The sequence below is a fragment of the Pseudomonas sp. RIT623 genome, from assembly GCF_004519305.1.
Taxonomy (GTDB): Bacteria; Pseudomonadota; Gammaproteobacteria; order Pseudomonadales; family Pseudomonadaceae; genus Aquipseudomonas.
Map to the genome: position 1 here is coordinate 37393 of NZ_SOZA01000021.1, position 20206 is coordinate 57598.

The following is a 20206-nucleotide window of genomic DNA, read 5'->3' on the forward strand; positions in this document are numbered from 1 at the left end:
CCGCTCCCACAAAGAAGTGCGTAGCCTTCTACAACTGATAACTGAAACTCAGGTTCAACCGTGGTCGTCGGTTGAGGCTGTCCAAGGCGATATCCGACATCGGCTTGGCCACCTCCACCGCGACGTTGTAATAGCGCGCATCGCCAAAGCGCAGCCCCAGGGCCGCCGATGACATTTTCGCCTTCCGTACCTCGAGCTCATTGAACCAGGCCCGCGCTGCATCCAGCGCGATATAGGGCTGCACGACCTTGAGCCAGGCGCCCTCGCGCTTGAAGCTGTAGTTGACCTCGTAGGCCAGCCCCCAACCCTTGTCGCCGGAGCCCTGGTCGCTGGGGTAGCCGCGCCCGAAGTTCTGCCCGCCAAACACCGCGCGCTCACTGTCGGGCAGGCTGTCGTTGCTCCAGTAACCCGCCGCCGAGATCACGCCTTGCCAGTGGTCGCCAAAATCGTCGCTCTGCACCCCGGACAAGCGCAGGCGCAGGAAGTCCAGGTCATAGTCAGCGTTGCTCCGCGCACCGAAGTAGTCCAACCCCTGGTACACACCGGCGCTGATGATCCGCAGCCGCCGCGCCTCGGCCTTGCGCCAGTCGCCCTCGAAGGACAGCGCGCGCAGGTCGGTGCGGCTGTCCAACCGCAGTGGAAAACCCACGACCTGGTAGTCGATGCGGTCGTTGACCACGTAGAAGCGCCCCACCACCTCCAGCCATTCGCTGGGCGAAGCAATCAGCGACTGGCTGAGCCCGACCGAATAGCGTTCGTTCTCCCGGTGCTGGGTCAGGTCGATGCCGTTGTCCAGGCGGATGCGCGCCTTGGGATCGCTGCGATAGCGCGAAGCCGACAGCAGCAGGCGCGAGCCCTCGGCGTCGAGGAACTGACTGTAGTCGAGGCGGTAGTAGTGTTCCTTGTCTTCGCCGGGCGGCAGCAGCACGCTGGCACCCAATTGCTCGCCGAAACGGGTCTGCGCATTGCTACTGGCGCCGAGCAACGCCTGCAGGTCGTCGCGGCTGCCATCGTTGAGGTTCATGCTGGTGGTGAACGGCTGGCGTGAAACCTGGGCGACCAGCCGGGTCGCGCCATCGGTGGTGCCGGGCGGCGGCACCTGGGCCTGGAAAGTCACGCCGGGGATGCGCCCGGCCAGGCTGGTGTAGCGCTCGAAGCTCTGCCGGCTCAGCGGGCGTTCGGCCTTGAGCTTGTCGAGCAACTGCTCGAGATAAGCTCGTGCCCCGCCGATCTCGCCGTCGATCTGGACATCGCGGATATAGCCTTCCACCAGCACCACGCGCACCCGGCCATCGGCGAAGTCCTGGGGCGGCAAGTAGGCATAGGACAGCAGGTAGCCATCCTGCTGGTAGCGCTGGGTGAGGCGGCGGGTGACGTCGATCAGTTCGGCCAGGGCAACCTCGCGGCCAATCAGCGGCTGGTAATGCTCGCGCAGCTCGCTCAGCGGATACACCGTCCCCCCTTCGAAGCGCACCTTGCGTACCGCGACCCGGGTGCTCATCAACAAGGGCTGCTGGGCGCTCGGCTGCGTCTGCGGCAGTTGCGCGGCGCCAGCGCCTGGGCGATAGGCGTCCAACGGCAGGTTGGGAGTGGGCAGGCGGCGTTCGGTGTCGTTGCTGTTGAGGAAACTCGGCAGCGGTTCGGCGCCGGCCAGGCCGGCCCAGCTCAGCGCCAACATCGTCACCAGCAATAGACGCATCGGGACACTCCATGATCCTGTGTTGGCAACGGTGCCTGGACGACCCTGCCGCCCAGGCACCTCACCTAGAGCGTAGCCCGTCGCCTCAGCGTTGCCCGCCAGCCAGGGCGCCGGTCACGCCATTGAGTGCGCCGCCCAGCCCGCTGGGTTGCCCTGCGCCGCCATTGACCAGGCTGCCGGCCTGGCCGAGCGTGCCACCAACGGCAGTGACCGTGGTGCCGAGCTGACTCACCACAGGATTGGCCGATGCGCCGGCCAGTTGCGTGCCGAGCGTGCCGACAGCGCCGCCGACCTGATTCAACAACCCCGCCACCGGGGCGCCTGCACCGGTACTGGTGCCGACCTGCTGCGTCACGCTGGCCACCCCGGAAACCACCGGCGCCAGCCCCGTGCCCACTTGCTGGGTCACGGCGGCCAGCGGCGCCCCGGCCGCGGTGTTGGTCAGACCATTGCCGCCCAGCACTGTTCCCAGGCTGGCGACGGTATTGCCGGTTTGTACCGTGCTGGTGCTGATGGCCGCCACCGCCGGATTGCCGGTGCTGCTGGCCAGGCCGCTACCGGCACCGGCCACCACGCCGCCGACGGTTTCCAGCAAGCCGCTGCGTGGGCCGCCGGTAATGGGCGCCAGACCGCTGCTGGTGCTGACGGTGGTGCCGGCATTGGCGACCAGCTGGCCGACGCTGGCCGCCAACGGATTGCCGTTGCCGGCGACCTGCTGGCCAGCCTGGGTCAATGCCCCGCCCACCTGGTTGAGGGTCTGGTTCAGCGGTGCCGCGAGCCCGGTCTGGCGGGTGGCATTCGCTGCCGTGTTCTCCACCAGCGAGACCACCGGCACCACCGCGTCGCTCAGCCCTTGGCTGGTGCCCGCCAACGGGCCACTGCTGCCGATTGGCGTCAGGGTGTCGCCCAGCATGGTCACCGCCTGGCCGACCCGGTCGACGCCCTGCCCGGCGCCCGCGACCACCTGGTTGACCAGCGGCACCTGCTCGACCGGCCCGCTGCTGGCAAGCCCGGCCACGCCCTGGCCCAGGCCAGAGACACCGGTGCCCAAGTCCGCCGTGGCGGCACCGAGCACGCCCACCGTGGTGCCGACGGCATTGTTGCCTGTACCCAGTTGCCCGAGACCATCGCTCAGGCCGCTGCCGACGCTGTTCACGGCAGCGCCGGTGGACGACACCAGCGCGCCCACCCCAGCGCCCAACGAGGTGCTGCCAACGATGGGCAAGCCGCCAATCAGCTGGCCCAGGTTACTGACACCGTCACCGACACCGGAGACGGTATTGCCCAGTTGATCGACCACCTGGCCAGTGACCAGCGGCGCAGTGGTAGACCCACCGCCCGTACCGCCGCCGCCACCACCCGGTGTGGTGCCACCACCTGTTCCACCGCCGGGCGTGGCTCCGCCTGCTGTGCCACCACCGGTACCGGCACTCCCATCACCGGGTGTGGTGCCGCCTGTACCTCCCGAGCCGCCTGAACCATCGCCACTGCCACCGGCCGCCGCAGTGCCATCGGCAGACGAGCCGTCGACCTCGCTGTGGTGTCCACCGCCGCCACTGCTGCAACCTGCCAGGCCCAGCGCCATGATCATCGCCAGCGCCGTGGCGGTTCTGCTCCACGCTTGAGTGTTCATGGGAATGACTCCTGCTGCTCGTGTGGTTGGGTCGACGGCATCGTCGCCCTACGTTCAGCAGTGAAGGCCCGAGGGTTGTAAAGGGGTAGCTCACAAGTTGGTATTAGTACCCAGGTTAGGGCTCCAGACACGGCGAAAAGCGCAGTAGTTTCATAACCTTGCAAAATCGCTCGGGCAACGCTCACCAAGGATATAAACCCATGTCATTAGTACCGCGTCAGGCCTGGGAGCCCCGCCTTGCTGGCGAACACCGGCAACGCCGGTGTCCGGCCCAGCAGCGCCCTACTCGCTGACCTGGAACTCCACCCGCGCCGTTTCGCCGCTGACATCCAGGGCACTGAGCTCGATCCGCCCGGCTTGCTCGAAGCGCACCAGCAGGCTGTCCTGCCCCTGGGTCTCGCCCAACGGCTGGCCATTGACAAACCACCAGCGCTGGCCACCACCGCCCAAGGCCGAAACCCGCAATTGCAACGGCTCGCTGCTGGTCGCCGGGCGGCGCAGGTTGTCGCCGGGGCGCACACCGACAATCGACAACGGCGGCGCGCTGGGCGCCACATGCGGCGGGCAGCTTGGGTCCAGCGCCGGCAAGCGCGCGGCACGCCGCTCCAGGCGCGGCAGCCAGGGCTCCAGCGCTGCTGGCCACAGGGCGATATCGCGGGCTTTGGCGCCGGGGCAACCGGCGTCTACACGCAGCCCCTGCTCGTTGAGCCACACCGTTTCGCGCAGGCCCAAGCCCAACGGCTGGTCGGCCGCCTGCAAGGTCGGCGGGGTGGTGTTGTCGAGGGTCCAGGCAAAACGCTGCCGCCGGCAGTTGTCGTCCTGGCGGTTCATGGGCTGGCCCAGCGGCCAACAGATCGCCGCCACCCCCACCGAGGCCGGTACCGCCGCCACCGGCACCTCGATGCCGCGCTGGCTGTCGCGGTTGCTGAGCAGGTCGTGCACCTGCAGCATCAGCGGCGCCGCCGAGGCCAGGCCGAACTGGCCTGGCACCGGGGTGCCGTCGGGGCGACCGATCCACACGCCAATCAGGTAGCGCGGACCGACGCCCACCGACCAGGCATCGCGAAAGCCATAGCTGGTGCCGGTCTTCCATGCCAGTTGCGGGCGCTGCACCAGCTCGGCATTGGGGTCACGGTCCGGGCGGGCCAGGCCGCTGAGGATGCGCCGGGTGATCCACGCCGAGCCCGGCGACAGCAGGCGGCGCTCGAGCAACGGGTCCTCGGGTTGCAGGCGGATCTTCGCGCTGTGTCCACCCCGGGCGAACGCGGCGTAGCCGCCGACCAGGTCTTCCAGGCGGCTGCCCGCGCCGCCGAGGATCAACGACAGGTTCGGTTCGGCCAGCGGCGGCAACAGCAACGGCATGCCACCCATGCGCATCTGCGCGGCGAAGCGCTTGGGCCCGTAGGCCTCGAGCAGTTGCACCGCGGGCAGGTTGAGCGACAACGCCAGCGCCGAACTGGCCGACACCGGGCCACTGAAGCCCATGGAGAAGTTGCCGGGGCGATAGTCGCCGTAGCGCCGCGGCACATCCTGCAACAGCGACTCGGAATGGATCAGGCCATCGTCCATGGCCATGGCGTAGAGGAACGGCTTGAGGGTCGAGCCGGGCGAGCGCAGGGCATGGATCATGTCCACGTGGCCGAAACGGCGTTGATCGCCGAGGTCGATCGAGCCCAAGTAGGCGCGCACCGCCATGCTCTGGGTTTCCACCACCAACAGTGCCGCCGAGGTGCGCTCGGGCAGGCGCGCGCGCCAGCCCAGCAGCAGGTCCTCAAGTCGCCGTTGCAGGGCAGCATCGATGGTGGTGCGAATCAGCGGCGGGCTGCTCGCAGTGTTCAGCCGCCGCGCCAACAACGGCGCCAGTGCCGGCTCCTGGCGCGGTGCCAGCAACAAAGGTTCTTCACGGGCTTCGGCGATGCGCTGGCTCGGCCATACCTGGTACTCGGCCAGGCGCTGCAGCACCTTGTCGCGGGCCCGTTGGGCACGCGCGGGATGGCGGTCCGGGCGCAGCCGGCTGGGCGCCTGGGGCAGTACGGCGAGCAACGCCGCCTCGGCCGGGGTCAGGTGCCTGGGTGACTTGCCCAGGTATGCCCAGCTGGCCGCCGCCACCCCCTGCAACGTGCCGCCGAACGGCGCGCGGTTGAGGTACAGCTGGAGGATCTCGCGCTTGGACAGGTGCCATTCCAGCTGCGCCGTGCGCCACAGCTGGCGCAGCTTGCCCGGCAGCGTGCGGTCGTGCGGCTCGAGCAAGCGCGCCACCTGCATCGACAACGTGCTGCCACCGGACACCACCCGCCCGCCACGCAGGTTGAGCCAGGCTGCCCGGGCCAGGGCCATGGGGTTGACCCCGGGGTGCTGATAGAACCAGCGGTCCTCGTAGGCGAGCAAGGCCTCCAGGTACAGCGGCGAGACTTCGTCTGGGCTGACCGGATAGCGCCACACGCCGTCGGCATCGGCGAAGCGCCACAACGGCGTGCCGTCCTCGGCCAGGACCACCCGTGCCAGGTCGTCGCCGGGCATCGGCAACGGCCACAAGCGATCGGCCAGCCATACCAGAGCCAGGATCGCCAACAGCGCAATCGCCACACGGCGCAGCGGGCGCGCTAAGCTTGGCATCGGGAACCGAGCGGGCCAGGTGATGGCCAAAGGCTGGATATCACCGATTCGTTCATCAGGAAGCGACTATGCATGTAGAAGGTTTTTTCGAGTGGCTGGGACAGGCGCTGGGGGCGGTGATCCGTTTCATCGTCGATGGCTTGAGCGGGTTGTTCAACCTGCTGGCCAACGCCGGTGGCAATTTCATCGACGGCCTGGCGCGCACGCTGGGCATGGACACCTCGCTGGTCAGCATCCTTGCGCTCATCGTTGGCCTGATGCTGCTGTACTCGGCGGTCCGCGCGTTCATGCGGGCATCGATCATCCTCGGGATCATCTGGGCGCTGCTGGGCTTGTGGGTGTTGAGCTGGGTGGTGCATTGAAAGCTCTGTAGGAGCGGCCTTGCGTCGCGATAGGGCCGCGCAGCGGCCCCGCAAATTTCTGCGTCGACGCTGATACCCCGGGGCTGCTTTGCAGCCCTATCGCGACACAAGGCCGCTCCTACAAAAGGCACATGAACTCAGCGAGCGCGCACCACCATTTCACCTTGGCTTTCGCCAATCGCCTGCAGGTTGGGCCGGTACATCGACTCCACCTGCGGCGGCGGAATGCGATAGCTGCCCGGGGTCACCGCGCGTGCCAGGTACAGCAGGTGGGTAGTGCCGTAGCTGTCGAGCTTGAGTGCGGCCACATAGCGGTCGTCGCGGTACTCCTGGTGCACCACGCTGGCGTTCTGCATCGACTCGCGCCACTGCTTCACCGCGCTGCTGGCGTTGTCCAGGCTGGCCGCGCTCTGCGCCAGATTCTGGTTCTCCAGCTCCAGGCCCGCCGGCAGCAGGTCCACCACCAGGGCGTCCGGCACAGGGGCCTGGGCCTTGAGCGCCAGGTGCACCAGCACCAGGTCGCCACTGCGCAGGTTGCGCACATCCAGGGCCTGGCCGTTCATGCCCAGGTACTCGCGGCGGATCTCCATGCCGTTGCCAGCGGCGGCCGGGGCCTGGCGCGGGTAGCCGGACAAGGTTAGCTGCTGGTACAGGGTCTCGCTGCTTTCGTTCTGCACGGTCAACGGCGCGGCCAACAGTGGGCCTTCGAGCTTCATGCCGGTATCGCCGTTGTTGAATTCACGCACTTCGCCGGCGCTGTCCAGGCGCGCCTTCCAGTTGCCTTCCGGCTTGCCCAGCAGGCCACGGCCGGCGAGGAACAGCGCGTTGCGTTCCTGGGTCGACAGCCAGCGGTTGGCCGCCAGTTCATCGGACAAGGCGAACAGGCGCTGATCGACCTGGTTGCCGGCCAGGTTGTTCTCCTGCAACAGCGCCAGGATCAGCGCCTGGTCGCGTAGCGCGCTGCCGTAGTCGGCCATCCAGCCCTTGCCGCGGCTGACCGCGAGGCCTGCCTGCAGGGCCTGCTGCGAGCGGGTCTTGTCGCCCATCTTGTCCAGCGCTACCGCCAGTTGCACCAGCGGTAGGCCGGAGCGGGCGTCGGCGCGGCGTTCGAACAGGCTGCGCAGGGCACCCAGCGGCGCCTGTTGGCTGCGCGCCAGCACCAGCCCGGCATAGGCCTGCACGGCGAAGCGGGTATGCTCGGCGTTGTCGCTGTAGTCGACCTCGATCAGGTTGCGTTCCTGCACGTAGCGCAGCAAGCGCTCGCTGGCCTTCTTCACGACTTCGGCCGGTACACCGTAGCCCTGCTCACGGGCACGCAGCAGGAAGTCGGTGACATAGGCGCTCAGCCAGTACTCTTCCTCGCTGTCCGAGCTCCACAGGCCGAAGCTGCCGTTGTAGCGCTGCATGCCCAGCAGGTGCTCGATGCCCATCTCGATCTTGCGCTTGCGCACCTCGGCCGGTTCGCCCTTGATGCCCAGGCGTTTGAGGCTGTCGGCATCGGCGTACAGCGATGGGTACAAACCGCTGGTGGTCTGTTCCAGGCAGCCGTAGGGATAGGCCTCGAGGGCACGAATTTGCTCGGCGAGGTTCAGTGGCGGGCGGCTCGACAGCGCCAGGCTGGCCTCGAGGCCGGCCGGCTCGAACTCGGCCAGGTCGCTGTCCGGCAGGCTCCAGGGCTGGTCCTTCAGGGCCACGCGATAGTGCTTGAGCATGGCCGGATAGGCCGGGCGCACGCCCAAGGTCCATTCACGTTCGAAGGCAGTGCCCGGCTCGCCCGGCAGTTGCAAGCCATCGACCCGTACCCGCACCTTGCCCTGGCCCAGGCCGCCCTGGGCCAGCACCGGGATCAGCAAGGTGCTGCGCTGACCCTCGGCCAGGGTGACATTCTGCTGCGCGCCACCGACCAGGCTCAGCTGGCCTTCGCCAGCCAGTTGCACGCTCAGTTGCTGGGCGCGCCCGGACAGGTTGGCCAGGTCCAGCGCCAGGTTGGTGCGGTCGCCACCGGCAAGGAAGCGCGGCGCCGACAGCTCGGCGATCAACGGCGCGGCAACCACCGTCTTGCCCTCGGCCATGCCGAAGTGTTCCTCGGTCCAGGCCTGGGCCATCAGCCGCAGTTCGCCGTTGAAATCGGGGATCTCGACTGTGGCTTGCCCTTGGCCCTGGTCATCCAGGGTCACCGGCACGCTCTGCTGGGCGACGATGGTCACCGTGGTGTTGGGGCGCTTGCCACCCTTGGCCATGGCGGCATCGCCGCCGAACGCCAGGCTGGCCAGGCGCCCCTGCCCGGCTTCGATCAGTTGCCCGTAGATGTCCAGTTGGTCAGCGCCATAGGCCTTGCGCCCGAACAGGCTGGCGAACGGGTCGGGGGTCTTGAAGTCGGTGATATTGAGGATGCCCACGTCCACGGCGGACAGCAGCACGTGGATCTGCTTGGGCACGCTGCCATCGGCGTTGGCGGCCTTGAACTTCACCGTCAGCGGCTGCTTGGGACGCATCTTCTCCGGCGCCTGCAAGGTCACGGCGAGCTTGCGCTCGGCGCGGTTCAGCGGCAGGTGCAGCACGCCCACGGCGCGCTTGGGCGTGGCATTGGCCTTGCGCTCGCCCGGGCGAATCACCAGGGCGCTGATGTACAGGTCGTGACGTGTCCACTTCTTGTCCAGTTCGACCTCGAAGGTCTTGCCCTCGGCGGGCACCTCGATCTCCTGCCACCACAGCGGGCCATCGGCGGACTCGACCATCAGGTAGCCCGTGCCGGCGGCCGGCGGGGTGACGGTGACCTTGGCGGTGGCACCGTCGGCGTAGGCCGGTTTGTCCAGGGCGATCTTCACCTGGTCGGGGCGCACGGCGCCGCCCTCGGCGTTGTCCTGGGCGCGGTAGCCGGCCCAGAAGCGCGCGCTGGAAACCAGTCCGGTCTGCGGATCTTCCACCTCGACGCGGTACGGGCCCCACTCGACCTGGAAGCTCAGCTTGGCGGTGGAGCCGGCCTTCACGCTGATGGTTTCTTCAGCCTGGGTGAGAAACTTCTCGTTGTAGTTGTAGCTCCAGCCGTCGCCCTGCGAGTAGTTCCAGTAGTAGTCGCGGCGCTCGCGGATCAGCCGTACCTTCAGGTTGTCGGCGGCGAGCTTCTTGCCGTTGCGGTCGGCGACCAGGAACTCGAACTGCACCGGAGCGTCACTGTCGGTTTCCTCGCCGTCGAACAGGCCGCGCAGGCCTGGCAGACGGTCGGCAGGCCAGATCGGCTGTTCCAGGCGGCGGGTGATTGGCCGGCCACCGGACTCTTGCAGGCTGGCCTGCACGGTCAGTTGCAAAGGCGAACGGGCTTCGCTCCAGCGGCTCTCGATATCGATGCGCGCCTTGCCGTTCTGGTCGAGGGTGATTTCGTCGAGTTCCAGGTCCTGGTTCAGCTCGGTCTCGGTGACCGCGCCGAACTGGTAACCCGGCAGCGCCGGCACCGCTTCGCGCAGCGGACGCAGGTAAGCCTGGCCGCTGAGGCGATTGCCGGCGGCCGGCGCGCCATAGAGGTAGCGGCCATTGACCTGGATGCTGGCGGTCTGTTCCGGCGTCAGCGGCGCGGCGCTGCCCTTGAGCTCCAGCGCCAGGCGCTCGGGGAGGAAGTCCTCGACGAGGAATTCGTAGACCTGTTTGCGACCCCCGCCCAAGTCGAGCAGCAGTTGCCAGCGGCCGGTCGGGGCCTCAGTGGCCAGTTGCAACTGGTATTGGAACAGGCCGTTCTGGTCGGCTTCCCAGACGAACTTGCGGCTGACCTGCTCGTCCGGGCGGCGTACTTCCACGGTCACCGGCTGGGCCTTGACCGGCTTGCCGTCCTGGTCGCGCAGCAGGCCGTTGAGCAGCACCGTCTCGCCCGGGCGATACAGGTCACGCGGGCCGAAGATGAAGAACTGCAAAGGGTTGGCCTGCGGCCCGGTGATGTCGAACTCGGCCAGGTCCAGGGCCGCGGTGTTCAGGCGCAGCAGGGTGGTGTGCACGCCCTGGGTGGCGATCAGGGTGTCGGCCTTGGCGGTGATCGGCAACTGCGCGTGGCCGTCGCCGTCGGTCTTGGCCTGGGCCAGCAGCTTGCCCTTGTCGTCATGCAGCTCGAGGTTGACACCGTTGAGCGCCTTGCCGCCCTCGAGGGCCTGCGTGAACACATCGAGGCGGTCGCGGTATCGGTGGGCGGACACGCCGATATCGCTGAGGGTGAACAGGGTCGCCGGCTGCGAGTAGTCATAGGTGCCGGATGCACGCATCACCGCCAGGTAGACACCCGGCTCTTGCAAAGGCTTGATCCCGGCGATCGGCAGCAGCACGGTCTCGCGGGTGTTGCGCGCCGGGTTGAGGTCGAAGCGGCCGCTGTAGACCAGCTCGGCCATGTCCAGGGTTTCCCTGGACTGGTAGTAGTACAGGCTGGCGTTGCGGCCCCAGTTGACCAGGAAGGTCGAGAGCATCTCGGGCTTGACCCGGAAGAACTCGACATCGACCTTATCGACGTTCAGGGCGATCACCGGCAGGCCTTCGGCCAGGCGCGTGGGTAGCAACGAGCCGCGGCTGGCAAAGCCCACGGTAGGTTGCATGTCACGGGTTTCGAAGCGGCTGACCGATTCGGCCGCGAGCGTGTTGCCGTTGACCGACAGCAGGCCCTTGTCGATGGTCAGGACCATCTTGCGCTGCGGTTCGAGGTGGCGCAGGCGCAGTTCCATCTGGTTGTCGGAGAGTTCCCAGGCGCCATCGACCTTGCCCTTGACGGTATCGACCAGGTGCAGCCTGGCGGCGAAGTCCTGGTTGGCATCCAGCGGCGCGGAGACGCTGACCGACAGGGTGCTGGCTCCGTCGAGCTGGACTTCCGAGACATCCAGCACGGTCAGCTCGCGACCGGCGTAGCGCTTGGCGAGTACGGCGGGGTCTTCGCGCTTGGCGGTCTTGGTTTCGGCGGGCGCGACGGCAGTGGCGGCGTCGGCCGGCGCCGCTGGCTTGTCCGGCGTGGAGGAATCACAGGCACTGAGCAAGGCCAGCGCGCAGGCCAGCAACAATCCTTTGTTGAGCATTTGAGTGGGAACTCTTCGGCAGCGTGTACATGAGGAGGGGCAACTATAGCGCAACGGCTGCTGGCTTACCTGGCGATGCGCGGCAAGTGAGACCCTGTTCGCGCGGATTGGTTGCCGGGTCGGTACAATCGTTTTGCAATCGCGGGGCAAGCCCGCTCCCACGCCCCACGATTACCCTGCTGGAGCCTGCATGTCGTCACTGTCCACCGCCTGGCGCGACCGCCTCACCCACCGCAAGGTCTGGGCCCTGGCTGCGCCGATGATCCTGTCCAACATCTCGGTGCCACTGGTGGCGCTGGTCGACAGCACGGTGATCGGCCACTTGCCCCATGCCCACCAACTGGGCGCGGTGGCGGTGGGCGCCACGCTGTTCACCTTCATGGTCGGGCTGCTGGGTTTCCTGCGTATGGGTTCCACCGGCTTTGCCGCCCAGGCCGCCGGCCGCGCCGATGGCGCCGCGCTGCGCCAGGTGCTGGCCCAGGGGCTGCTACTGGCGTTCGGCCTGGCCGTGCTGATCGGCCTGCTCGCCCTGCCCTTCAGCCAGCTCGCCCTGCACGCCATGCAGCCGAGCGAGGCGCTGCAGGCATCGACCGAAGCCTTTTTCCACACCCGCCTGCTCGGCCTGCCGGCGGCGCTGGCCAGCTATGCCCTGGTCGGCTGGTTCCTCGGCACCCAGAACGCCCGGGCGCCGCTGGCCATCCTGTTGACCACCAACCTGTTGAACATTGCCTTGAACCTGTGGTTCGTGCTCGGTCTGGATTGGGGCGTGGTCGGTTCGGCGCGGGCCTCGGTGATCGCCGAATGGAGCGCCGCGCTGCTCGGCCTGGCCCTCACCCGTCCGGCGCTGCGCGCCTACCCCGGGCATGCCGCCTGGGCCGCGCTCAAGCGCTGGCAGGCCTGGCGCCCGCTGCTGGCGGTCAACCGCGATATCTTCCTGCGCAGCCTGGCGCTGCAACTGGTGTTCCTGCTGCTGACCGTGCAAGGCGCGCGCCTGGGCGAGGCCACGGTGGCGGCCAACGCCCTGCTGCTCAATGGCCTGCTGCTCACCGCCTATGCCCTCGACGGCCTGGCCCATGCGGTCGAGGCCCTGTGCGGCCATGCCATCGGCGCCCGCGATCGCCAGTCGTTGCGGCGTACATTAGTGGTGGCCTGTGGCTGGTCGCTGATCGTAAGCCTGGGGTTCGCGGTGCTGTTCGTGCTGGGCGGGCACGTATTCATCGATATGCAGACCGACATCGCCAGCGTGCGCGCGGCGGCGTATCCCTTCCTGCCTTACCTGGCGCTGCTGCCGTTGGTGGCGGTATGGAGCTACCTGCTCGATGGGCTGTTCATCGGCGCGACGCGGGCGCGGGAGATGCGCAATGCGATGCTGGTGTCGGTGGTGATCGCGTTGCCTGTGGCGGTTGTCATGCGTGGGTTCGGCAACCATGGGTTGTGGTTGGCGTTTCTGGGGTTCATGGCGTTGCGGGCGGGGACGCTGGGATGGGTCGGGTGGCGGTTGCAGCAGCGAGATCGTTGGGTTCGGTGAAGCAGGGGGCGCGTTGCGGCCCTTTCGCGACACAAGACCGTACCCACAGGAGATCGCGGTCGTCTGTAGGAGCGGCCTTGTGTCGCGAAATGAGGGCGCAGCCCTCACCAGCTGACTCACAGCCAAACACAATCCCAATGTGAATACTCGCCAGCACGCCGTACCAGCCCGGCACGAATAGGATTGGCGATGATGTAGCGGGCAGCGGCCTTGACGTCTTCATCTCGACGCAAAGCCCGATCATGATAACCGGGCTGCCAGACACGTTGACGATCCGTTCCGGCACGAAAGAGTGCGCAACTGCTTCTGGATTTGAACGCACGCATCAGACTGCTCAAACTGCCTTGTCTGAGTTCGACCAGCCAGTGCAGGTGATCAGGCATGAGTACCCAAGCCAAGGACTGGCAAGTGCCCTCCTGCTCGCTCAAGCGCAGTTGCTGGATAACTGCCCTGGCAAAGCGCAGGTGAGCGAACAGTGGCGCGCGATTGCGGGTAGTGGTCGTAAGCAGGTATGAACGACCAGCCTCTGAAAAGCGTCCAATGCGCAGGCGGTGGTTGCCTTGATGCTCCATGCGTCACTCCTTTGAACCTTGCATTCAAAGGTAGCCGCATGGGGGGGCAGCTTTAGAAGAAAGCGTTTCAGATTGTGAGTTTGCTAAGGCCCTTTCGCGGCACAAGGCCGCTCCTACAGGGGTATGCATTCTCCCTGTAGGAGCGGCCTTGTGCCGCGAAAGGGCCGCAAAGCGGCCCCGGGGATTACGAAGACAGGTACGAAGACCGAGTCAACCCAAGGCGCAACGCATCAAGGAACTGCGTACGCTCGCGCGCGCTGATCTTGGCGCTGGCGACCTTGTCGCGATAGTGGGTCATCAACTCCTCCGGCGACAGGTGCACGTAACGCAGCATGTCCTCGATGGTGTCGTGGGTCTCGATACCGGCGTGGTACACGCTGCCATCGGCGTTCTGGTAGATGTTCACCGAGTCGGTGTCGCCGAACAGGTTGTGCATGTCGCCGAGGATTTCCTGGTAGGCGCCGACCAGGAACACACCCAGCAGGTAGTCCTCGCCTTCCTTGACCGCATGCACCGGCATGCTGGTCTCGATGCTCTGCTCGTCGACGTACTGGTTGATCTTGCCGTCGGAGTCGCAGGTCAGGTCCTGCAGCACTGCCCGACGCATCGGTTCTTCGTCCAGGCGGTGCAGCGGGATGATCGGCAGCACCTGGCCGATGGCCCAGGTGTCCGGCAGGCTCTGGAACACCGAGAAGTTGCAGATGTACTTGTCGGCCAGCTTGTCGTTGAGCTCGTCCAGCACCTGGCGGTGCGAGCGCTGGCGGGCCTTCAGCGAGTTATGCAGGCGCCGGCACACGGCGAAGTAGCACTGCTCGGCCAGGGCCTTCTCGGCCAGGGTCAGCTTGCCGTCGGCATACTGCGCGGCCACGTCGCCCATGTAGTGGGTGGCGCGCCAGTAGGTCTCGGTGACCATCTCGATATCGGTCGGGCCGAGCAGGTCGGCCAGCCACTGCACGGTCTCGGGCAGGCTTTCCTTGTTTTCGATGGTCGGCACTTCGTCGTTGTGGCTCTCGACGTCGGTCACCTGGATCACCAGCATGGCATGGTGCGCGGTCAACGAGCGGCCACTCTCGGAGAAGATGTGCGGGTGCGGCAGGCCCTGCGCATCGCAGAACTCCTTGAGCATCCCAACCACCACACCGGCGTAGTCGTCCATGTCGTAGTTGATCGAGCTGGCATTGCGCGAGTGGGTACCGTCGTAGTCCACGCCCAGGCCGCCGCCGACGTCAATATGGTCGACCGGCAGGCCCAGGGCGCGCAGCTCGCCGTAGTAACGGATGGCTTCCTTGAACCCGTGCTGGTAGTCGGCCAGGTTGGCGATCTGCGAGCCCATGTGGAAGTGCAGCAGGCGGATGCCCTGGTCCAGGCCCGCGTCACGGAAGCGCTGCACCACCGAGATCAGCTGGGCGGCGGACAAGCCGAACTTGGACTTCTCGCCCCCGGTGTCGGCCCATTTGCTCGAGGCCAGCGACGACAGGCGCACGCGCAGGCCCACCTGCGGCTTGACCTTGAGGTCAGCGGCTTCCTCGATCACCAGGGCGACTTCGGATTCCTTCTCGATGACGATGAACACATTGTGGCCGAGCTTCTGGCCCATCAGCGCCAGGCGAATGAACTCACGGTCCTTGTAGCCGTTGCAGACGATGGTGCCGCCTTTCGGCGCCAGCGCCAGCACCGCCAGCAGCTCGGGCTTGGAGCCGGCTTCCAGGCCGATGGAGACGTTCTGGGTGGCGATGATGTTCTCCACCACCGCCTCTTGCTGGTTGACCTTGATCGGGTACAGCGCGGTGTACTGGCTCTGGTATTCAAGGCGCGCGATGTTGGCGTCGAAGGCACCGGTCAGCTGGCGCACGCGGTCCTGCAGGATGTCCGGAAAACGCACCAGCAGCGGCAGCGACAGGCCGCTCTGGCGCAACTCCTGGACCTGCTCGAAGAGGTCGATCGGCGCGCTGGCCGGTCCGTTGGGGCGCACTTCGACGCGCCCGGCTTCATTGATGGCGAAATAACCCGCGCCCCAATGGCGGATGCCGTAAACACTGCGGCTATCGGCCACGGTCCATTGGCTACCATCGTCTTTGCGTGTGCGTCGTACGGACATTCAAGTCCCCTGTATGAAAAGTCGAAACACTGCCCCACCTCGGGGCGCTGGCAGTGTAAATACTGAAAATGACGATTCTTCCGTGTCAGGCATAGACCCTGCCCACGGGAACGAGTTTAGAAAGCGCTGGGCAAAAAATCGCGCAGCTACACTCAGCCGCCGGATTTCTTCGCCTTGAAACCCTGCTTGATCAGCTCGGCGAGCAGCAGCTCGACGTGATCGCCCTGGATTTCAATGACCCCATCCTTGAGCGCGCCGCCGGTGCCGCAACGACGCTTGAGCGTGCTGGCGAGCTCCTTGAGCGGTTCCAGGGCCAGGGGGACGCCCGTGATGGTGGTCACGGTCTTGCCGCCACGGCCTTTGCTTTCACGGCGCACGCGGGCAATGCCATCCCCCTCGGGGATGACCTGCTGCTTGCAGATACAGTCGTCCACCGGTTTGCTGCAGTCGGGACAGTGCCGACCGGCATCGGTGGAAAAGACGAGACCGCCCAGGGCGGAAAAGGAAGAAGCTTTCTTGGCCACTTTTGTTCCTCTGTGCCGAGGACAAAAAACTGGTCGGCGGGAGCCGACCGCGAAGCCCCACTCTGGCAGGGGCGGCGCTACTGCCGCAAGGTTGTGCGACATCCCGAAAAGGGCGCGCAGTGTAACGATAAAACCGGCGCTTGCTAAGTACAGGAATGCGCCAATTTACCAATGTTTTGCGACCTCGCGGCCATTGTTCGCCGGCAAGCCGGCTCCTACGGGGTCATCATGCGCCGTAGGAGCCGGCTTGCCGGCGAACAGGCCGGGCACCATCACCCATGGCTGGCCTTGTAGCGCTGCAACGCCGCCAACGAATCCGGGCAGTACGCAAGCTTCGCGCTCTCCTGCTCGGCCTGCTCCATGCTGATGAACCTGGCCTCGCTGACCTCTTCCGGCTGCAAGCACAACGGCCCGTCCCACACGGCCGAGAACACCGCGCACCACAGCCGGTTGTCGGGTTGCTCGAAGTAGAAGGTCTCGTGGAAACGCAGCTCGACGCCGCTCACGCCCAGCTCCTCCTCGAGCTCGCGGGCGGCGGAGGCGGCATAGCCTTCACCAACCCCGACCATCCCCCCCGCTGCCACATCCCAGTAACCGGGATACAGCGCCTTGCTCAGGGTGCGCCGGTGCACGCACAAGTCGCCCGCGCTGTTGAACAGCAGGATGAAGGTGCAGCGCCCGATCAGGCCGCGCTCGCGCAATTCGGCCCGTGGCAGGGCGCCGAGTGGTTGGTCATGCTCATCGACCCAGGCCACCAGCTCGGCGTCGGAGGCCGCGCGGTGCGCGACCTCGGCGGGACTGACCGGCATATCAGCCCTGGGACAGCAGCTGGCGCAGGTCGATGACCGCGGCGTTGGCCCGGGAGATGTAGTTGGCCATCACCAGCGAGTGGTTGGCCCACATGCCGAAGCCGCTGCCATTGAGCACCATCGGGCTCCACAGCGCTTCCTGCGAGGCTTCCAGCTCGCGGATGATCTGCCGCACGCTGACCGTGGCGTTCTTCTTCGCCAGCACGTCGGCGAAGTCCACCTCGATGGCGCGCAGCAGATGCGACAGCGCCCAGGCCTGGCCACGGGCCTCGTAGAACACGTTGTCGATCTGCAGCCATGGAGTCTCGACCACTTCCTCGTCGACCTGCGGCGCCTGGCCCGGGGCCACGGACTCGGTCTTGAGGGTGTTGTTCAGCTTGACCCGGCCGACGCTGGCCGACAGGCGCTGCGACAGCGAGCCCAGGCGAGTGGCGACGTCACCCAGCCAGTTGTTCAGGTTGTCGGCGCGAGTATAGAAGATCGCGCCCTGGTCGCCCTTGGCCAGGCGAGTCTGGTAGCGGGTCAGCGATTTGATGCCTTCTTCGAACTCCGACTCGCTCGAGGGCAGGATCCAGCTCTTGTTGTCGAAGTTGAAGCGCGGCTCGGCCTTGGCCAGGTCGGCGTCCTCGGTGGACTGCGACTGCGAACGGGCGAAGTCCTTGCGCAGGGCACGAGACAGGTCGCGCACCTGGACCAGCACGCCATACTCCCAGCTCGGCATGTTGTCCATCCACAGGCCCGGCGGGAAACGGTCGTTGGAAATATAGCCACCAGGCTTGTCGAGCAGGGTGCTGGCCACGGTCTTGAGGGTCTCGACGGTGGTATAGCCAATCACCATCTGCTGGCCGTTGCGTTCGGCGGCGGCCTGGGCGTTGTTCTGCACCGGGAACAGCGCCGGCTCCTGGCTCCAGTACCAACCCAGGCCGATGCACACCAGCAGGTACAGGCCGATCAACGTACCCAGGGCACGGCTCCACAGGCCGCCCAGATAGCTGCGGGTGGCGGCGCCACGGGTGTCGACCCGCTCACGGGGTTCGGCCTTGGCCTCGCGGTTTTTCCAATCCAGCATGGCAATTGTCCTTGATCAATCACGACGGTTAGGGGCTTGGACCACAGGCGTACGCCAGGGTGCCACGGCAAGCCCGCGTGGAAGCACTATAAAGCAGACGTCGCCATTCGTATAAGCGACCATCAGGTCAGCAACTGAATAATAATTCCGTAAACACTTTGTTGACCCCAGGCACTCGCTTGCCAGAAAGCAGTGCTAGCATAGAGCCATCATCGAACCTGCACCCTCCCCCCTATAAGTAGTCAGGACATGACCCAGCCAGCCGAGCCCAGCCACGAACGCCTCAAGCAGCATTTTGCCCAGCGGGTGATCCACCAGGCCCGGCAGATCCTGGAAATCTGGCAGCGCCTGCAACGTGGCGAGTGGTCCAGCGGCGGCCTGGGCGAGCTGTGCGAGGCCAACCTGCGCCTGCAACGCTACGCCGAACGCTTCGAACAGCCCGAGCACGGCAGCCTGTCGCTGGCCATCGGCCAGACCCTGCGCGCCATCGAAGCCAACAGCGCGCGGCTCAACTCGGAGCTGATCAGCGAACTCAACCGCCTGATGCAGCGCCTGTCGCGCACCGGCCTGCGCAAGGGCGACCAGCTCGACAACGTGCCCCTGCCACCGCTGCGCAAGCCGGTGTATATCGTCCTGCAGGACCACGAGCGCGCCGAGCGCCTGGCCCAGCAGCTGGAGTTCTTTGGCCTGAGCGTGCAGGCGCTGTGCAGCGCCGAGGCGTTCCAGGCCTCGATGAGCGAACGCCTGCCGTCGGCCATAGTGATGGACGTCGACTTCACCGGCGCCGGCCTCGGCCTGCACTTGGCGGCCCAGGCCCAGCAGGGGCTGGAACTGCACATCCCGCTGCTGTTCTTCAGCCTCCACGAAACCGACACCCCGACCCGCCTGGCCGCCGTGCGCGCCGGCGGCCAGGAATTCCTCACCGGCGCCCTGGATGCTTCCAGCCTGCTGGAAAAACTCGAGCTGCTGACCAGCGCCACCCAGTACGAGCCGTTTCGCGTGCTGGTGATAGACGACTCCCGCGCCCAGGCCCTGCACACCGAGCGCCTGCTCAACAGCGCCGGGATCATCACCCGCACGCTCACCGAGCCGATCCGCACCATGAGCGAGCTGGCGGACTTCCAGCCCGACCTGATCATCCTCGACATGTACATGCCCGCCTGCACCGGCACGGAGCTGGCCAAGGTGATCCGCCACAACGACCGCTACGTCAGCGTGCCGATCATCTACCTGTCGGCCGAGGACGACCTGGACAAGCAGCTCGATGCCATGAGCGAAGGCGGCGACGACTTCCTCACCAAGCCGATCCGCGCCCGCCACCTGGTCACCACCGTGCGCAACCGCGCCGCCCGCGCCCGCCATCTCAAGGCGCGGATGGTCCGCGATAGCCTTACCGGGCTGTACAACCACACCCATATCCTGCAATTGCTCGAGGATTGCAGCTTCCGCGCCCGGCGCGAAGCGCAGCCATTGAGTTTCGCCATGCTCGATATTGACCACTTCAAGAAGATCAACGACCGCCATGGCCACCCCATGGGCGACCGGGTGATCAAGAGCCTGGCATTGTTCCTCAAGCAGCGCTTGCGCAAGACCGACTTCATCGGCCGCTACGGCGGCGAGGAGTTCGCCATCGTCATGCCCAATACCGGGCTTGCAGCCGCGCACAAGGTGCTCGACGAAATCCGCCGGCGCTTTGCCGAGATCCACTACCCGGCGCAACCCCATGACCTGCAATGCACCTTCAGCGCCGGGGTGGTGCAACTGGATGACGCGCTCGATGCCCTGACCATGGCCAGCGCCGCGGACGAGGCGCTGTACCGGGCCAAGCATGCCGGGCGCAATTGCGTGGTCAGGGTCGAGCCTTAGCCGCCGACACGGGCCGGTGTGTGTGTGTATATGTAGGAGCGGCCTTGCGCCGCGAAAGGGCCGCGAGGCGGCCCCGGCAATTTCTGCCTGGTAGCTGAAATCCAGGGGCTGCTGCGCAGCCCTTTCGCGGCACAAGGCCGCTCCTACAGACAGCAACCGGCTAACAATACCGGCACTGTGCCACTTTTTTATCGCGCCAAGCTGCCGTCGTCATCACGTCGTCACAAAACGGCAATAACTTCAGGCGCCTCCCCCCGCAGGAAGTTCGCGGCTATGCGCCTGAAGTGGCTGACCAATTTCAACACCCTGTTGCTGGTGACCGTGTGTATCGCCCTGGGCGCGACCCTGTGGTGGTCGCAACGCGCCCTGGAACGCCCCTACCAGTTGA

Annotated in this window: 12 protein-coding genes; 3 read left to right on the forward strand and 9 right to left on the reverse strand. The window is 66.4% G+C overall.

Annotated features, from left to right (window positions below):
- Positions 1–28 precede the first annotated feature (28 nt).
- The 3 genes from E3U47_RS15345 to pbpC all read right to left on the reverse strand — a co-directional run bounded on the left by E3U47_RS15345 (position 29) and on the right by pbpC (position 5948).
- Positions 29–1699, reverse strand: coding sequence for a ShlB/FhaC/HecB family hemolysin secretion/activation protein (locus E3U47_RS15345; RefSeq protein ID WP_134692492.1), 1671 nt, complete (start codon positions 1697–1699; stop codon positions 29–31).
- An 85-nt stretch (positions 1700–1784) separates the two neighbouring features.
- A complete protein-coding gene (locus E3U47_RS15350) occupies positions 1785–3332 on the reverse strand; it encodes a collagen-like triple helix repeat-containing protein (protein ID WP_134692494.1) in 1548 nt (515 codons plus the stop codon).
- Between the two features lie 282 nt (positions 3333–3614).
- Positions 3615–5948, reverse strand: coding sequence for a peptidoglycan glycosyltransferase PbpC (gene pbpC / locus E3U47_RS15355; RefSeq protein ID WP_134692496.1), 2334 nt, complete (start codon positions 5946–5948; stop codon positions 3615–3617).
- A gap of 68 nt (positions 5949–6016) precedes the next feature.
- Between pbpC and E3U47_RS15360 the strand changes: the two genes are divergently transcribed.
- Entirely contained in the window at positions 6017–6310 is a 294-nt protein-coding gene (locus tag E3U47_RS15360) for a hypothetical protein (RefSeq protein WP_134692498.1), read from the forward strand.
- A 137-nt stretch (positions 6311–6447) separates the two neighbouring features.
- Here E3U47_RS15360 and E3U47_RS15365 read toward each other — a convergent pair whose 3' ends face one another.
- Positions 6448–11352 (reverse strand): alpha-2-macroglobulin, encoded by a 4905-nt coding sequence (locus E3U47_RS15365; RefSeq protein WP_134692500.1) that lies wholly within the window; start codon positions 11350–11352, stop codon positions 6448–6450.
- A gap of 190 nt (positions 11353–11542) precedes the next feature.
- Between E3U47_RS15365 and E3U47_RS15370 the strand changes: the two genes are divergently transcribed.
- Positions 11543–12880 (forward strand): MATE family efflux transporter, encoded by a 1338-nt coding sequence (locus E3U47_RS15370; RefSeq protein WP_134692502.1) that lies wholly within the window; start codon positions 11543–11545, stop codon positions 12878–12880.
- 116 nt (positions 12881–12996) lie between these two features.
- Here the strand turns inward: E3U47_RS15370 and E3U47_RS15375 are convergent, their stop codons facing one another.
- From E3U47_RS15375 to E3U47_RS15395, 5 genes are all read right to left on the reverse strand, one after another.
- The gene (locus E3U47_RS15375) at positions 12997–13452 is read right to left on the reverse strand and encodes a transposase (RefSeq protein ID WP_134692504.1); all 456 of its coding nucleotides are present in this window, start codon (positions 13450–13452) and stop codon (positions 12997–12999) included.
- Positions 13453–13636: 184 nt separating this feature from the next.
- Positions 13637–15550 (reverse strand): arginine decarboxylase, encoded by a 1914-nt coding sequence (gene speA / locus E3U47_RS15380; RefSeq protein ID WP_134692506.1) that lies wholly within the window; start codon positions 15548–15550, stop codon positions 13637–13639.
- A 152-nt stretch (positions 15551–15702) separates the two neighbouring features.
- Positions 15703–16074, reverse strand: a complete 372-nt coding sequence (locus E3U47_RS15385; protein ID WP_023631654.1) for a translation initiation factor Sui1 — start codon at positions 16072–16074, stop codon at positions 15703–15705.
- Between the two features lie 272 nt (positions 16075–16346).
- Positions 16347–16883 carry an NUDIX hydrolase gene (locus tag E3U47_RS15390; RefSeq protein ID WP_134692508.1) on the reverse strand — a complete coding sequence of 179 codons (537 nt, stop codon included), beginning with the start codon at positions 16881–16883 and terminating at the stop codon, positions 16347–16349.
- A 1-nt stretch (position 16884) separates the two neighbouring features.
- The gene (locus E3U47_RS15395) at positions 16885–17952 is read right to left on the reverse strand and encodes a DUF2333 family protein (RefSeq protein WP_134692510.1); all 1068 of its coding nucleotides are present in this window, start codon (positions 17950–17952) and stop codon (positions 16885–16887) included.
- A 249-nt stretch (positions 17953–18201) separates the two neighbouring features.
- On the opposite strand from E3U47_RS15395, the gene E3U47_RS15400 reads away from it, so the two are divergent.
- Complete coding sequence (locus E3U47_RS15400; RefSeq protein ID WP_134692512.1) at positions 18202–19818, forward strand: diguanylate cyclase; 1617 nt, start codon at positions 18202–18204, stop codon at positions 19816–19818.
- Positions 19819–20206: the final 388 nt, after the last annotated feature.

Coding starts and splice junctions, on each gene's coding strand:
- E3U47_RS15360 (WP_134692498.1), top strand. CDS start 6,017: ATGCATGTAGAAGGTTTTTTCGAGTGGCTGGGACAGGCGCTGGGGGCG.
- E3U47_RS15365 (WP_134692500.1), bottom strand. CDS start 11,352: ATGCTCAACAAAGGATTGTTGCTGGCCTGCGCGCTGGCCTTGCTCAGT.
- pbpC (WP_134692496.1), bottom strand. CDS start 5,948: ATGCCAAGCTTAGCGCGCCCGCTGCGCCGTGTGGCGATTGCGCTGTTG.
- E3U47_RS15375 (WP_134692504.1), bottom strand. CDS start 13,452: ATGGAGCATCAAGGCAACCACCGCCTGCGCATTGGACGCTTTTCAGAG.
- E3U47_RS15400 (WP_134692512.1), top strand. CDS start 18,202: ATGACCCAGCCAGCCGAGCCCAGCCACGAACGCCTCAAGCAGCATTTT.
- E3U47_RS15390 (WP_134692508.1), bottom strand. CDS start 16,883: ATGCCGGTCAGTCCCGCCGAGGTCGCGCACCGCGCGGCCTCCGACGCC.
- E3U47_RS15395 (WP_134692510.1), bottom strand. CDS start 17,952: ATGCTGGATTGGAAAAACCGCGAGGCCAAGGCCGAACCCCGTGAGCGG.
- E3U47_RS15370 (WP_134692502.1), top strand. CDS start 11,543: ATGTCGTCACTGTCCACCGCCTGGCGCGACCGCCTCACCCACCGCAAG.
- E3U47_RS15350 (WP_134692494.1), bottom strand. CDS start 3,332: ATGAACACTCAAGCGTGGAGCAGAACCGCCACGGCGCTGGCGATGATC.
- speA (WP_134692506.1), bottom strand. CDS start 15,550: ATGTCCGTACGACGCACACGCAAAGACGATGGTAGCCAATGGACCGTG.
- E3U47_RS15345 (WP_134692492.1), bottom strand. CDS start 1,699: ATGCGTCTATTGCTGGTGACGATGTTGGCGCTGAGCTGGGCCGGCCTG.